This is a genomic window from Klebsiella planticola, from assembly GCF_000783935.2.
GTDB classification, from domain to species: Bacteria; Pseudomonadota; Gammaproteobacteria; order Enterobacterales; family Enterobacteriaceae; genus Klebsiella; species Klebsiella planticola.
In genome coordinates this window covers 291,511-305,011 of record NZ_CP026047.1, presented here as the reverse complement: position 1 = coordinate 305,011, position 13,501 = coordinate 291,511, and the positions used below count along the sequence as shown (strand labels likewise).

Below are 13,501 nucleotides of genomic sequence, written 5' to 3'. Positions count from 1 at the left end.
TTGGGCCGCGCATCTCGTGGATTAGCAGATTGTTTTTTCTTCAATGAACTTGTTAACCAGCGTCATTAACTCGTCCGTTGTCGGTTGAGCAAGAGCCTGCTCTGCTAATACTTTCGCATCTTCGAAGTTCGTGTTACGAATAATCTTCTTGATACGCGGGATGGAAATGGCGCTCATAGAGAATTCGTCCAGCCCCATACCCAGCAACAGAAGTGTAGCACGTTCATCGCCCGCAAGCTCACCACACATGCCAGTCCATTTGCCTTCGGCATGAGAAGCATCAATTACTTGCTTAATCAGCGTCAGTACAGATGGCGACATGGGCTGGTAAAGATGTGAAATCATATCATTACCACGGTCAACTGCCAGAGTATATTGCGTTAAATCATTGGTTCCGATACTAAAGAAATCGACTTCTTTCGCTAAATGACGGGCAATCGTTGCCGCGGCCGGTGTTTCAACCATTACGCCGACTTCGATTTTTTCGTCAAATGCTTTACCTTCGTCACGCAGTTCCTGCTTGTAGATCTCAATCTCTTTCTTCAGCGCACGCACTTCTTCAACAGAGATGATCATCGGGAACATGATGCGAAGCTTACCGAACGCGGAGGCGCGCAGGATGGCACGTACCTGGTCACGCAGGATCTCTTTACGATCCATCGCGATACGTACGGCACGCCAGCCCAGGAACGGGTTCTCTTCTTTCGGGAAGTTCATGTACGGCAGTTCTTTATCGCCGCCAATGTCCATGGTACGAACGATAACGGCCTGAGAACCGCACGCTTCGGCAACCGCTTTATAGGCAGCAAACTGCTCTTCTTCAGTCGGCAGCGCATCGCGGTCCATGAACAGGAATTCTGTACGGTACAGACCTACGCCTTCTGCGCCGTTGCGCTCAGCGCCATCGACGTCACGTACGGTACCGATGTTGGCGCAGACTTCAACCTGATGTCCGTCCAGCGTAATCGCCGGCAGATCTTTCAGCTTAGCCAGCTCTGCTTTCTCTTCAGCGACCTGAATCTGCAGTTTACGCAGCTCTTCGATTTGTTCGTTGGTCGGGTTAACCAGAACCTGGTTATTCACCGCATCAAGGACCAGATAATCGCCGTTTTTCACCTGGGTGGTGACGCTACCGGTGCCCACGATGGCTGGCAGTTCAAGGGAACGCGCCATGATAGAGGTGTGGGAGGTACGGCCACCGGCGTCGGTGATGAAGCCCAGCACCTTGTTCAGGTTCAGCTGTGCGGTTTCCGACGGAGTCAGATCGGCGGCAACCAGAATCACTTCTTCCTGAATCGCGCTCAGATCGATGATAGCCAGGCCGAGGATGTTGCGCAGCAGGCGCTTACCAATGTCACGTACGTCAGCCGCACGTTCTTTCAGGTATTCATCATCCAGCTCTTCCAGGGCAGTGGCCTGACCTTCGATAATCTCATTTGCTGCCGCATCGGCAGTCATCTGCTTATCTTTAATCAGGGCTATGATTTCCTGCTCAAGCTCCTCATCTTCCAGCAGCATGATGTGCCCTTCGAAGATGGCTTCTTTTTCTTCACCGAAAGTTTCACCAGCTTTGGTTTTGATGACCTCCAGCTGGGCGGAGGCCTTGGCGCGGCCGCTCAGGAAACGTTCGACTTCCTGATCAACCTTATCGGCAGAAATTTTCTTCCGGTCGATGACAATTTCGTCTTCTTTCAGCAGGAGAGCCTTACCGAAAGCGATACCCGGGGATGCTAAAATGCCTGAAATCATAACCCTACCTTACTTGTGACTGATATTAAAAAGAACCCGTGAACTTATTCGAGTTCAGCCATCAGTTTTACCAGATGCTCAACTGCTTTCTGCTCATCTTCGCCTTCAGCGGAGATAGTCACGACGGTACCCTGAGTCAGACCCAGAGTCTGCAGTTTGAACAGGCTTTTGGCGCTGGCGCTTTTGCCGTTGGAGGTTACAGTGATCTCAGAAGTGAAGCCTTTTGCTTCTTTAACAAACTGAGCAGCAGGGCGGGTGTGCAGACCGTTCGGAGCGGTAATGGTAACTTCTTGCTGGAACATTATATTTCCCCAACTTATAGGTTTAGTGTTGTGGACCTAAAGTCTAGCCTAACGGCAAGGCTTTAGCCTGTATTGTTAGCGCCGGCATTACGTGTCTGGCTAAGGTGTCAGCAGCGTGTTCGCTGTGAAGACCATCTGGCCGTGGACGTCTGGCACGTCATTAAACATTATGCAGCGAAAGGAAGACTTGAACCAAATCATAAAATCGATTCAGCTTACGGAAATCCGATTATGAATAATTTCGCGCATCAAAATAAATGTGTTGGTTAAATACCAGACCCTACGCGGTGAATCAATGCCAGGAGGGGTAAAACTTTGACGTATGCCACAAAAAAGCACCTGAAAAGGTGCTTTTTTACACGATGCTAACGAGCTGGCATCACTGTTGCAGTTCTTTCTCGGTGAAGAGATCGGCAAACAGCGCGGTGCTTAAATAACGCTCACCTGAAGACGGTAGGATAACTACAATATTCTTATTGGTAAAGGCCTCATCTTCCTGGAGCTTAAGTGCGGCAGCGACGGCCGCGCCGGATGAGATACCGGCCAGAATACCTTCTTCATCCATCAGGCGACGTGCGGTGGAGATGGCTTCTTCGTTAGTGATAGCAACCACTTTATCAACCAGCTTCAGATCAAGGTTGCCAGGAATAAAGCCGGCACCGATGCCCTGAATTTTATGTGGACCTGGCTTGAGCTCAACGCCTGCCAGCGCCTGAGCGATAACCGGGGAGTCGGTCGGTTCAACCGCCACGGTGATCAGATCTTTTTTGCCTTTAGTGCCTTTAATGTAGCGGCTCACGCCGGTCAGCGTACCGCCGGTGCCGACGCCGGAGATAAAGACATCCACCTGGCCATCCGTATCTTCCCAGATTTCCGGACCGGTGGTCTTTTCATGAATTTCCGGGTTTGCCGGGTTGCTGAATTGCTGCAGCAGCAGATATTTTTCCGGGTTGCTGGCGACAATCTCTTCTGCTTTCTGAATCGCGCCTTTCATGCCCTTCGCGCCTTCGGTCAGCACCAGATTCGCGCCTAGAGCTTTCAGCAACTTACGACGTTCAATACTCATGGTTTCCGGCATGGTCAGCGTCAGCTTATACCCGCGCGCTGCCGCAACATAGGCGAGAGCGATACCGGTGTTGCCGCTGGTCGGTTCAACCAGTTCAACGCCTGCTTTCAGTACACCGCGTTTTTCGGCATCCCAAATCATATTGGCACCAATTCGGCATTTTACGCTAAAGCTCGGGTTGCGTGATTCAACCTTTGCCAGGATGCGCCCGTTACCGATTCGGTTCAGTCGTACTAACGGCGTGTGGCCGATAGTCAGGGAGTTGTCTTCAAAAATCTTACTCATGGCCCGTCCTTAACTGTATGAAATTTGGGAGTACGGCTTCAGCATACCCGCTTAAAGAATATGCGGAAGTAAGGATTTAGCATATCTATATTCGGAAGGGAAATAATGGTAAGCCAGAAGGAATAAGGAGCGGTATATAGCCGCTGTGCTTCAGGCCATGCTTTTGCTGGCCCGAAGCACTGAGCATAAGGAGAGGGCGCTATTTCCACATGGCGTGTTTATCGCGATAGCAATCGACCCACATGGCCGTTGCGCCGCAAATGGCGACCGGCAGAATGACCAGGTTCAGTACCGGGATCATGGTAAATAAGCTGGTCAGAGCGCCAAACTGCATATTGGTGACTTTACGGGTCCGCAGCGCCTCGCGCATGGTTTTAAACGACACCTTGTGGTTGTCGAAGGGGTAGTCGCAGTACTGAATGGCCAGCATCCACGCGCTAAACAGGAACCACAGTACCGGCGCCAGAGTCTGGCCAATCCCGGGAATAAAATAGAGTATCAGCAGGACGATCGCGCGCGGCAGGTACCAGGCGAACTTTTGCCACTCACGCTTCATAATGCGCGGCACGTCTTTCATGATGCCAAAAATACCCACGTCCGGCGGCGTGGCGCCGGTGAGACGAGCTTCGAGCTGTTCAGCGAGCAGGCCGCTAAACGGTGCGGCAATCCAGTTGGCGATGGTGGAGAAGAAGTACCCGAACACGAGCAGGATAGAGATGACCACGATGGGCCACAGCAGATAGTTCAGCCATTGTAACCACTGCGGAACATGGCCCATTAAGGATGGAATCCAGCTATCCAGGCGGGTGAACAGCCACCAGAAGGCGCCGCCCATCAGAATGATGTTGACTAACAGAGGCAGAAAGACGTAACGACGAATCCCCGGCAGCCCGATCAGTTTCCAGCCCTGCGAAAAATAGTAGACGCCGCTACGCGGGGTAGATGCGGATGTTGAAACCATGGTCAGGCGATGCTCCTCTTTTGACATCCTAACTGAATGCCCGCTTATTTTATCGGGTTGTCAGACAATAACCAGTTAGGAAATGTTCGAAAAAACAGCAAAAAGCACGATTTAGTTCATCTTTATGTAGTGAAAGCGGTAGACACACTTGCACTCGACGTAATCGGCAAATACTCTTAGTGAGTAAATGTTTGCCGTGGTGGCAAGGTGTTAGAACAACAGAGAATATAATGATGCAGGATTTGCGTCTGATATTAATCATTGTTGGCGCGATCGCCATACTCGCTTTACTGGTACACGGTTTCTGGACCAGCCGTAAAGAACGTTCCTCGATGTTTCGCGATCGCCCACTGAAACGTATGAAGTCTCGCGATGACGAAGAGTCTGAGAACGATGACTTTGATGACGATGTTGAAGGCGTAGGTGAAGTTCGCGTTCACCGGGTTAACCACGCCCCAAATGGCGTGCATGGGGAGCAAGAAGCACCTCGTCAGGCGCCGCCGCAACACCAATACCAGCCTCCTTACGAGCGTCAGGTGCAGCAGCCTGTGCGTCCGGAAGAGCCGGTACGGCAGCAGCCCGCTCAGCATCAGGCACCGCAGCCTCATGTGCCGTCGCCTCAGGTGCAACAGCCACCGCAACCTGTCGCGCCGCAGCAGCCTGTGCCGCCGCAATATCAGCCTCAGCAGTCGCCTCAGCAGCCGGTCGTTCAGAGTGCGCCGCAACAGCCTGCTCAGGTACAGCAGCCAGCGCCGCAGCCTGTCGCCGCGCAGCCTCAGCCGGTAGCTGAACCGCAGGTCTCCGAGCCTCAGCAGCCAGCGCCGCAGCCAAAAGAACGCAAAGAAACGGTTATCGTCATGAACGTTTCTGCGCACCAGGGCACGCAGATTAACGGCGAAGTGCTGATTAACAGCATCCAGCAGGCGGGCTTTAAATTTGGCGATATGAATATCTTTCATCGCCATCTCAGCCCGGACGGCAGCGGCCAGGTTCTGTTCAGCCTGGCAAATATGGTTAAACCGGGCACCTTCAATCCTGATGGTATGGCCGACATGACCACGCCTGGCGTAACGATCTTTATGCAGGTGCCGTCGTTTGGTGATGAGCTACAAAACTTTAAACTGATGCTGCAATCCGCACAGTATATTGCCGATGAAGTCGGTGGTGTGGTGCTGGACGATCAGCGTCGGATGATGACCCCGCAAAAACTGCGCGAATATCAGGACCGTATTCGTGAAGTTAAAGAGGCCAACGCCTGATTTATTCCCCGGCGTTTCGTCTACCAATCCAGAACCCCCGCCTGCCGGGGGTTTTTTATCATTGATGGTGTGATATGGAACCGATCGAACAAAAACTAACTGAACTGCGAACCACGCTTCGCCATCATGAATATCTGTACCACGTTATGGATACCCCGGAGATTCCCGATGCGGAATATGACCGGTTAATGCGCGAACTGCGCGAGCTTGAAGCCCTCCATCCGGAACTGATTACCCCTGATTCTCCAACCCAACGCGTGGGCGCGGCGCCGCTGGCATCATTTAGCCAGGTCCGCCATGAAGTTCCGATGCTGTCGCTGGATAACGTCTTTGATGAAGAGAGCTTCCTTGCCTTCAATAAGCGCGTTCAGGATCGGCTGAAGAGCAGTGATGACCTGATCTATTGCTGTGAGCTAAAGCTGGACGGGCTGGCGGTCAGCATTCTGTATGAAAACGGCGTGCTGGTTCAGGCGGCAACCCGTGGCGATGGCACCACCGGCGAAGATATCACCGCCAACGTCAGGACGATTCGCGCCATCCCACTGAGACTGCGTGGCGACAATATTCCAGCACGGCTGGAGGTTCGCGGCGAGGTCTTCTTACCGCAGGCCGGCTTCGAAAAAATTAACGAAGAGGCCCGCCGCACCGGAGGGAAAGTGTTTGCTAACCCACGCAACGCGGCGGCAGGCTCTCTGCGTCAACTCGATCCGCGAATTACGGCGAAGCGACCACTTACTTTCTTTTGCTACGGCGTGGGAGCGCTGAATGGCGGTGAGCTGCCGGGGAGTCATTCCGGCCGTCTGCAGCAGTTTAAGGCGTGGGGGCTGCCGGTTAGCGACCGGGTGAAACTTTGCCATACCCCAGAGGAAGTGCTTACTTACTACCGTAAAGTTGAAGAAGACCGTCCGAATTTAGGTTTTGATATTGATGGCGTGGTCATCAAAGTCGATTCCCTGGCGCTTCAGGAACAGCTTGGATTTGTGGCCCGCGCGCCGCGCTGGGCGGTGGCGTTTAAGTTCCCGGCGCAGGAGCAAATGACTTTCGTGCGCGACGTCGAGTTTCAGGTGGGGCGTACCGGAGCCATCACCCCGGTGGCTCGCCTGGAGCCGGTGCATGTGGCCGGTGTTCTGGTGAGTAATGCTACTTTGCACAACGCCGATGAAATAGAGCGCCTGGGGCTGCGAATTGGCGATAAGGTGGTGATTCGCCGCGCGGGGGACGTGATTCCTCAGGTCGTTAACGTCGTACTCTCCGAGCGTCCGGAGGAGACGCGAGAGATAGTCTTCCCGACCCATTGTCCGGTGTGCAATTCTGATGTCGAACGGGTCGAAGGCGAGGCGGTAACGCGCTGTACCGGCGGGTTAATTTGCGGCGCACAGCGTAAGGAAGCGTTAAAGCATTTTGTCTCCCGCCGCGCGTTAGATGTGGAGGGCATGGGGGACAAAATTATCGACCAGCTGGTTGAGAAAGAGTACGTTCACACACCGGCGGATCTCTTCCGCTTAACCGCCGGGAAGCTCACTGGCCTGGATCGAATGGGGCCTAAGTCAGCACAAAACGTGGTTAATGCCCTGGAAAAATCAAAAGCAACCACCTTTGCTCGTTTCCTCTACGCATTAGGTATTCGCGAGGTCGGTGAAGCAACGGCCGCCGGGCTGGCGGCCTATTTCGCCACGCTTGAAGCGCTGGAGCAGGCTTCCATTGAGGAGCTGCAAAAAGTTCCGGATGTGGGCATTGTCGTGGCCACGCACGTCTTTCACTTCTTTGCTGAAGAGAACAACCGCGATGTGATCGCGCAGCTCCGCGCCGAAGGGGTCAACTGGCCTGCGCCGGTGGTGGTCAATGCCGAGGAGATTGATAGTCCGTTTGCCGGTAAAACGGTTGTCCTGACCGGCAGCCTCAGCCAGCTTTCTCGCGATGATGCGAAGGCGCGGCTGATGGCGCTGGGGGCAAAAGTCGCCGGCAGCGTCTCGAAGAAAACGGATCTGGTGATTGCCGGCGAAGCGGCGGGCTCTAAGCTCGCTAAAGCGCAGGAGCTGGGCATTGCCGTTATTGATGAAGCCGAAATGCTGCGGCTGCTGGGAGAATAAGGTGGATAAGGATCAGCTCATTGAGATTGCTAATACGGAAATGCCGTTTGGCAAATACAAAGGCCGTCGTCTGATTGATGTACCGGAAGAGTATTTGCTGTGGTTTGCTCGTAAAGACCAGTTTCCTGCCGGCCATCTTGGCGAGCTGATGGCATTAACTTTGTTGATTAAAACAGAAGGGCTGAGCCAGCTGGTTCAGCCCTTGAAGAAGCCGCGTTAAGCCTCAGAGGCGCGGGTTTTCTCCTGCGCCAGCTGTGCTTCAGCCTGCCGTTTGTAGCGTCGTGCCAGAACGGCGCACACCATCAGCTGAATCTGATGGAAGATCATCAGCGGCAGTACCATGATCCCCAGAATCGACGTCGGGAAGAGGATGTTGGCCATCGGTATACCGTTTGCCAGGCTCTTTTTCGAACCGCAGAAAACAATCGTGATTTCATCGGCCTTATTAAAGCCGCATTTGCGTGCGACGAAGATATTAATGGCAATCACGATAGCCAGCAGAACCAGGCTGACGACCACGATGAAGAGCAACGAGCCGACGCCGACTTTATGCCAGATGCCGTTCACTACCGCCTCGCTGAAGGCGGAATAGACCACCAGCAGAATTGACGTCTGGTCGGTTTTTGAGATCCACTTTTTATGCCGTGCAACCCAGTCGCCAATCCATGGGCGCGAGAGGTGGCCCAGGACGAACGGCAGCAGAAGTTGCAGCATAATCTTACCGACCTGTTCCAGACTGCCGCCGGCGCCGTGCAGGTTCATCAGCAGACCGACCAGGAGCGGCGAAATAAATATCCCCAGCAGACTCGAAGCCGATGCCGAGCAGACGGCCGCCGCGACGTTACCCCCTGCCAGCGAGGTAAAGGCAATGGCTGACTGAACGGTCGCAGGCAGAATGCAGAGATAGATAAACCCGGTGTACAGTGCAGGGTCGACATTAATCGGCGCCCACCAGGCAAACAGCACGCCTAAAACAGGGAATACCACAAACGTGCTGCACATCACCCACAGGTGTAAACGCCAGTGGCTGCCGCCGGCGACGATGGCCTCGCGGGAGAGTTTCGCCCCGTGCATAAAAAACAGCAGCGCAATGGCGGCGGTGGTTAAATTTTCAAAGAAGGGAACAAAACCGCCGCGGGCCGGAAAAAAAGAGGCCAGCAGTACAACGGTGATAAGAGTCAGAGTAAAGGGATCAAGAATGCGGAAAAGTTTCATAAACGCTCCTGAAAATCGATAGCGCTATTGTGCTTTTTCTATTTTGAGAAATAAAATTAATTTATTGCATCCATTCATGAATAAAAAAGATGAATTATTCGCTACGTCAGTTAAAGGTCTTCGTCACCGTCGCCAGAGCAAAAAGCTTCAGCCGGGCAGGGGAGATCATTGGTCTTAGTCAGTCTGCGGTCAGCCATAGCGTCAAAGAGCTGGAGCACCAGACCGGCGTTCGTTTGCTCGACCGTACGACCCGGGAGGTGGTACTGACCGAGGCGGGACAGCAGCTGGCCGGTCGACTTGAGCGGCTGCTGGACGAACTGAACAGTACGCTGCGTGATGCCGGACGGGTCGGGCAGCAGTTAACCGGAACCGTACGGGTGGCCGCCAGCCAGACGATTTCAGCGCACCTGATCCCCCAATGTATTGCCCACAGTAATCAACGTTATCCGGAGATCGACTTTGTTCTGCACGATCGGCCGCAGCAGTGGGTGCTGGAAAGCATTCGCCAGGGTGAAGTGGATTTCGGCATTGTTATCGATCCCGGCGCGGCGACCGATCTGCAATGTGAAACGGTGCTGGCGGAACCTTTTTTGCTTTTATGCCGGGAGGATCATCCTTTTGCTGAAAGAGCATCGGTGAGCTGGCAGGAGCTTCACCGCCAGAGGCTGGTATTGCAGGATTACGCCTCCGGCAGCCGGCCGTTGATTGATGCCGCGCTGGCGCGCTTTGGCATTGACGCCAATATTGTGCAGGAGATTGGGCATCCGGCGACACTGTTTCCGATGGTGGAGTCGGGTATTGGCATCAGCATTCTACCGGCGCTGGCGCTACCGTTGCCTCAAGGCAGCCATTTGCGGGTCAAGCGACTCACTCCGGTTGTTGAGCGTCAGCTGATGCTGGCGCAGCGTAAAAATCGTTCACTCTCTACCGCCGCGCAGGCGTTATGGGAAGTCGTGCGTGAAGAGGGAAATACGCTGACCGCGGGCAGAACTGACGATCCGCTGTATCAGCGATGAAGCGTGCTTCAGGGGAGGCGGGCGCGGTGTGCAGAAACAACAATACGGGTGTAAAGAATATGTGTGGTGGGATGCAGGATAACTCGCTTTGCTCGCCCTTCGGGCCGTCGCCGCGAGCGGCTCCGTTGTCTCGCTTTGCTTGACTCGAACCTGCCGCAGGTTCGAATTGTTGAATTTGGCACATAGCAAAAAGGCGCCTTTAGGGCGCCTTTTAACATTGGTGGGTCGTGCAGGATTCGAACCTGCGACCAATTGATTAAAAGTCAACTGCTCTACCAACTGAGCTAACGACCCGAAGTGGTGGGTGATGACGGGATCGAACCGCCGACCCCCTCCTTGTAAGGGAGGTGCTCTCCCAGCTGAGCTAATCACCCACTTCGGTACTTCACATTTTAACAAGAAATCCAGCTGGCGAGAAAGTGGTGGGTGATGACGGGATCGAACCGCCGACCCCCTCCTTGTAAGGGAGGTGCTCTCCCAGCTGAGCTAATCACCCACTTCTCAATTTCTTGCTACACGGCGGAGACTACATAAGTAGTGGTGGGTGATGACGGGTTCGAACCGCCGACCCCCTCCTTGTAAGGGAGGTGCTCTCCCAGCTGAGCTAATCACCCCCGCTGTGTGGAGTCGCATTATAGGGAGAGTTGAAAATGAGTCAACGCCTTTTCTAAATAATTTGTTTGTTCGTCGTAAAATTAGCCAAAACGATCGCAAAAGCATCCGCGACGCATGATTTATAAACAAAAATAGCAAAGCGTGACGTTCAGACCTGAACAACATTGAGGAATCAGCCCACGGTGTTAGAATATTCACCCATAAATACCCACGGACTCTGCCGGTTGTCGGCATCTTTATTAAACGTAAGGCCATTTCATGAAAATCAAAACTCGCTTCGCGCCCAGCCCGACAGGCTATCTGCACGTTGGCGGTGCGCGTACTGCTCTCTATTCCTGGCTTTTTGCTCGTCATAATGACGGTGAGTTTGTACTGCGTATTGAAGACACCGATCTTGAACGCTCAACGCCGGAAGCAATTGAAGCCATCATGGATGGGATGAACTGGCTGAATCTGGAATGGGATGAAGGTCCGTACTTCCAGACCAAACGTTTTGACCGTTATAACGCCGTCATTGATGAAATGCTGGCAGCGGGTACCGCTTATAAATGCTATTGCTCCAAAGAACGTCTGGACGCGCTGCGTGAAGAGCAGATGGCAAAGGGTGAAAAGCCGCGTTATGACGGGCGCTGCCGCCACGGCCATGAACATCATGCCGATAATGAACCTTGCGTCGTGCGTTTTGCTAACCCGCAGGACGGATCCGTTATTTTTGACGACCAGATCCGTGGGCCAATTGAATTCAGCAACCAGGAACTTGACGATCTGATCATCCGTCGTACCGACGGTTCTCCGACCTACAACTTCTGTGTGGTTGTGGATGACTGGGATATGGAGATCACTCACGTGATCCGGGGTGAAGATCATATCAACAACACCCCGCGTCAGATCAACATCCTGAAAGCGCTGAACGCGCCGGTACCGGTATACGCCCACGTTTCCATGATTAATGGTGATGACGGTAAGAAACTCTCCAAACGTCACGGCGCCGTGAGCGTCATGCAGTATCGTGATGATGGCTACCTGCCGGAAGCTCTGCTGAACTACCTGGTGCGTCTGGGCTGGGCCAGCGGCGATCAGGAGATCTTCAGCCGTGAAGAGATGATCAAGTTGTTCTCTCTCGGAGCAGTAAGCAAATCGGCCAGCGCATTCAACACGGATAAACTGCTGTGGCTGAACCATCACTATATTAATTCGATGGCGCCGGAATACGTAGCGACCTATCTGCAGTGGCATATTGAGCAGGAAAATATCGATACCCGTAACGGCCCGCAGCTGGCTGAGCTGGTCACTCTGCTGGGTGAACGTTGCAAAACGCTGAAAGAGATGGCGGCAAGCTGCCGCTATTTCTACGAGGAGTTTGACGAGTTTGATGCGGACGCAGCGAAGAAACACCTGCGTCCGGTTGCTCGTCAGCCGCTGGAAGTCGTGCGTGACAAACTGGCCGCCATCACTGACTGGACAGCAGAAAATGTTCACCATGCTATTCAGGCGACGGCGGATGAGCTGGAAGTCGGGATGGGTAAAGTCGGGATGCCGCTGCGCGTTGCAGTGACCGGGGCAGGCCAGTCACCGGCTCTTGATGTGACTGTACATGCGATCGGTAAATCCCGCAGCGTAGAACGTATCAATAAAGCGCTGACTTTTATTGCCGAACGTGAAAGCCAGCAATCCTGATTCAGGCTTGCTTCTCGAAGCGTAACGAAGCGGCAGGATATATCCTGCCGTTTTTTTTACCTATTTCTGACTGGCAATACCGAGACGCGACAGGAACCCACTGATGCCTTCACGGGCAAGAAGGTCCCGCAGGCGCTGCTGCTCTTCAGCCGTCATCAGATGCAGCGTCTCGGCAATCTGCCGCCAGATAACGCCAGCATCGTTAACAAAATAGTGGCTGGACGGTTCCGCCAGCTGATGCTCGGTCAGCAGATGACGGAGTGCCGGAATATTGGCCAGAAAATCGAGGACCGGCTTATCAATAATGATCAGACGAGCGCGACCACCCTTTACGCCGGGAATAGTCTCGGTGCGCCATTTTTGTTCTCTGACCCAGCGGTTAATCGTTTGTCTGGCCAGCCCAAGGCATTCTGCCAGCTCTGCTGGCGTCATTTTATCTTTTAGTTTCATCATTATATTACTGGTCACGAATATCCAGCCGCTGGAGTAACCCGCGAATGCCTTCGCGCAGCAGTAGCGACATCAGCTGTTTCTGTTCCCCGGGAGTCATCTCTTTACTGAGCGTCAGCAGCAAGGGTTCAAGGTCGTTTTCTGCCGGAGAATAAGAAGGGGAGGGTTCCGCCACGCGCTGCGCGCTGCGAATGAATTCTTTGACCTGCTCATTAACGTGTACGAGACGCGCCTTACCGCCCTGCACGCCGGGACGTGGTGATGTTTGCCATCCCTCTTTACGTACCCATTTATTGATCGTCTGCCGGCTGAACCCGGTAAGATGCGCAATTTCTTCAGGTGTCATTCGTTCCTTGAGCATACTATTTCCTGAGTAAAAATGTGGGAATTAGTTGCTCATGTTATAGCATCCTTTTACGCGAAAGAGTGACATGTTTAACGTCTACCTGCGATAAGGCTCGCAATGTCAGCGAGTTGCCTGCTTTTTCAGCGATCAAATTGCGAGGCTTCATTTTGCCGTTGACACCTGACGAAGGAATTCATATTATGCCGCCCGTCAACACGACACGTTTTACGGTTCGGGGCTATAGCTCAGCTGGGAGAGCGCTTGCATGGCATGCAAGAGGTCAGCGGTTCGATCCCGCTTAGCTCCACCAAACACTGTTCCCATCAGGTTTGGTTCGTAAAACACTTGTGGGGCTATAGCTCAGCTGGGAGAGCGCTTGCATGGCATGCAAGAGGTCAGCGGTTCGATCCCGCTTAGCTCCACCAAATTCAGAACCCTCGCTACGGCGGGGGTTTTTTTTTGCCATCGCG

The 13,501-nt window shown here is 53.5% G+C and carries 12 protein-coding genes, 6 tRNA genes and 1 other RNA gene; 7 read left to right on the top strand and 12 right to left on the bottom strand.

The window, feature by feature from the left end:
- Positions 1–21: 21 nt before the first annotated feature.
- The 4 genes from ptsI to cysZ form a co-directional block, all read right to left on the bottom strand.
- Entirely contained in the window at positions 22–1,749 is a 1,728-nt protein-coding gene (gene ptsI, locus MC50_RS01390) for a phosphoenolpyruvate-protein phosphotransferase PtsI (protein ID WP_004866073.1), read from the bottom strand.
- 44 nt (positions 1,750–1,793) lie between these two features.
- The gene (gene ptsH / locus MC50_RS01385) at positions 1,794–2,051 is read right to left on the bottom strand and encodes a phosphocarrier protein Hpr (RefSeq protein WP_000487600.1); all 258 of its coding nucleotides are present in this window, start codon (positions 2,049–2,051) and stop codon (positions 1,794–1,796) included.
- 379 nt (positions 2,052–2,430) lie between these two features.
- Entirely contained in the window at positions 2,431–3,402 is a 972-nt protein-coding gene (gene cysK, locus MC50_RS01375) for a cysteine synthase A (protein ID WP_004865450.1), read from the bottom strand.
- Positions 3,403–3,601: 199 nt separating this feature from the next.
- Entirely contained in the window at positions 3,602–4,363 is a 762-nt protein-coding gene (gene cysZ, locus MC50_RS01370) for a sulfate transporter CysZ (RefSeq protein ID WP_032686565.1), read from the bottom strand.
- A gap of 230 nt (positions 4,364–4,593) precedes the next feature.
- Between cysZ and zipA the strand changes: the two genes are divergently transcribed.
- The 3 genes from zipA (at position 4,594) to MC50_RS01355 (ending at position 7,932) form a co-directional block, all read left to right on the top strand.
- Positions 4,594–5,622: a cell division protein ZipA gene (gene zipA / locus MC50_RS01365; protein WP_047663363.1), complete on the top strand. Its 1,029-nt coding sequence runs from the start codon at positions 4,594–4,596 to the stop codon at positions 5,620–5,622.
- Between the two features lie 74 nt (positions 5,623–5,696).
- A complete protein-coding gene (ligA, locus tag MC50_RS01360; protein WP_032686552.1) occupies positions 5,697–7,712 on the top strand; it encodes an NAD-dependent DNA ligase LigA in 2,016 nt (671 codons plus the stop codon).
- Between the two features lies 1 nt (position 7,713).
- On the top strand, positions 7,714–7,932 hold the full coding sequence (locus MC50_RS01355; RefSeq protein WP_032686567.1) for a DUF3820 family protein: 219 nt from the start codon (positions 7,714–7,716) through the stop codon (positions 7,930–7,932).
- Here the strand turns inward: MC50_RS01355 and MC50_RS01350 are convergent.
- A complete protein-coding gene (locus MC50_RS01350; RefSeq protein WP_032686553.1) occupies positions 7,929–8,927 on the bottom strand; it encodes a bile acid:sodium symporter family protein in 999 nt (332 codons plus the stop codon). The genes MC50_RS01355 and MC50_RS01350 overlap by 4 nt on opposite strands.
- Before the next feature lie 89 nt (positions 8,928–9,016).
- Here MC50_RS01350 and MC50_RS01345 point away from each other — a divergent pair, with 89 nt between their 5' ends.
- On the top strand, positions 9,017–9,943 hold the full coding sequence (locus MC50_RS01345; RefSeq protein ID WP_032695524.1) for a LysR family transcriptional regulator: 927 nt from the start codon (positions 9,017–9,019) through the stop codon (positions 9,941–9,943).
- Between the two features lie 64 nt (positions 9,944–10,007).
- Here MC50_RS01345 and MC50_RS01340 read toward each other — a convergent pair.
- From MC50_RS01340 to MC50_RS01320, 5 genes are all read right to left on the bottom strand, one after another.
- Positions 10,008–10,127, bottom strand: a non-coding RNA gene (locus MC50_RS01340) — RtT sRNA.
- A 34-nt stretch (positions 10,128–10,161) separates the two neighbouring features.
- A tRNA-Lys gene (locus MC50_RS01335) sits at positions 10,162–10,237 on the bottom strand.
- Positions 10,238–10,241: 4 nt separating this feature from the next.
- Positions 10,242–10,317 (bottom strand) — tRNA-Val (locus MC50_RS01330).
- 46 nt (positions 10,318–10,363) lie between these two features.
- Positions 10,364–10,439 (bottom strand) — tRNA-Val (locus MC50_RS01325).
- Positions 10,440–10,481: 42 nt separating this feature from the next.
- Positions 10,482–10,557, bottom strand: a tRNA-Val gene (locus MC50_RS01320).
- A 259-nt stretch (positions 10,558–10,816) separates the two neighbouring features.
- Here MC50_RS01320 and gltX point away from each other — a divergent pair.
- Positions 10,817–12,235, top strand: a complete 1,419-nt coding sequence (gene gltX, locus MC50_RS01310) for a glutamate--tRNA ligase (RefSeq protein ID WP_032695522.1) — start codon at positions 10,817–10,819, stop codon at positions 12,233–12,235.
- 60 nt (positions 12,236–12,295) lie between these two features.
- Here gltX and MC50_RS01305 read toward each other — a convergent pair whose 3' ends face one another.
- Entirely contained in the window at positions 12,296–12,688 is a 393-nt protein-coding gene (locus MC50_RS01305; protein ID WP_032686570.1) for a YfeC-like transcriptional regulator, read from the bottom strand.
- A 4-nt stretch (positions 12,689–12,692) separates the two neighbouring features.
- Positions 12,693–13,046, bottom strand: coding sequence for a YfeC-like transcriptional regulator (locus tag MC50_RS01300; protein WP_004865414.1), 354 nt, complete (start codon positions 13,044–13,046; stop codon positions 12,693–12,695).
- A 219-nt stretch (positions 13,047–13,265) separates the two neighbouring features.
- On the opposite strand from MC50_RS01300, the gene MC50_RS01295 reads away from it, so the two are divergent.
- A tRNA-Ala gene (locus MC50_RS01295) sits at positions 13,266–13,341 on the top strand.
- A 39-nt stretch (positions 13,342–13,380) separates the two neighbouring features.
- A tRNA-Ala gene (locus MC50_RS01290) sits at positions 13,381–13,456 on the top strand.
- Positions 13,457–13,501: the final 45 nt, after the last annotated feature.

Excerpts from the sequence above, each read along its gene's own strand:
- ptsI (WP_004866073.1), bottom strand. The coding sequence starts at position 1,749 with ATGATTTCAGGCATTTTAGCATCCCCGGGTATCGCTTTCGGTAAGGCT.
- ptsH (WP_000487600.1), bottom strand. The coding sequence starts at position 2,051 with ATGTTCCAGCAAGAAGTTACCATTACCGCTCCGAACGGTCTGCACACC.
- cysK (WP_004865450.1), bottom strand. The coding sequence starts at position 3,402 with ATGAGTAAGATTTTTGAAGACAACTCCCTGACTATCGGCCACACGCCG.
- cysZ (WP_032686565.1), bottom strand. The coding sequence starts at position 4,363 with ATGGTTTCAACATCCGCATCTACCCCGCGTAGCGGCGTCTACTATTTT.
- zipA (WP_047663363.1), top strand. The coding sequence starts at position 4,594 with ATGATGCAGGATTTGCGTCTGATATTAATCATTGTTGGCGCGATCGCC.
- ligA (WP_032686552.1), top strand. The coding sequence starts at position 5,697 with ATGGAACCGATCGAACAAAAACTAACTGAACTGCGAACCACGCTTCGC.
- MC50_RS01350 (WP_032686553.1), bottom strand. The coding sequence starts at position 8,927 with ATGAAACTTTTCCGCATTCTTGATCCCTTTACTCTGACTCTTATCACC.
- MC50_RS01345 (WP_032695524.1), top strand. The coding sequence starts at position 9,017 with ATGAATTATTCGCTACGTCAGTTAAAGGTCTTCGTCACCGTCGCCAGA.
- gltX (WP_032695522.1), top strand. The coding sequence starts at position 10,817 with ATGAAAATCAAAACTCGCTTCGCGCCCAGCCCGACAGGCTATCTGCAC.
- MC50_RS01305 (WP_032686570.1), bottom strand. The coding sequence starts at position 12,688 with ATGATGAAACTAAAAGATAAAATGACGCCAGCAGAGCTGGCAGAATGC.
- MC50_RS01300 (WP_004865414.1), bottom strand. The coding sequence starts at position 13,046 with ATGCTCAAGGAACGAATGACACCTGAAGAAATTGCGCATCTTACCGGG.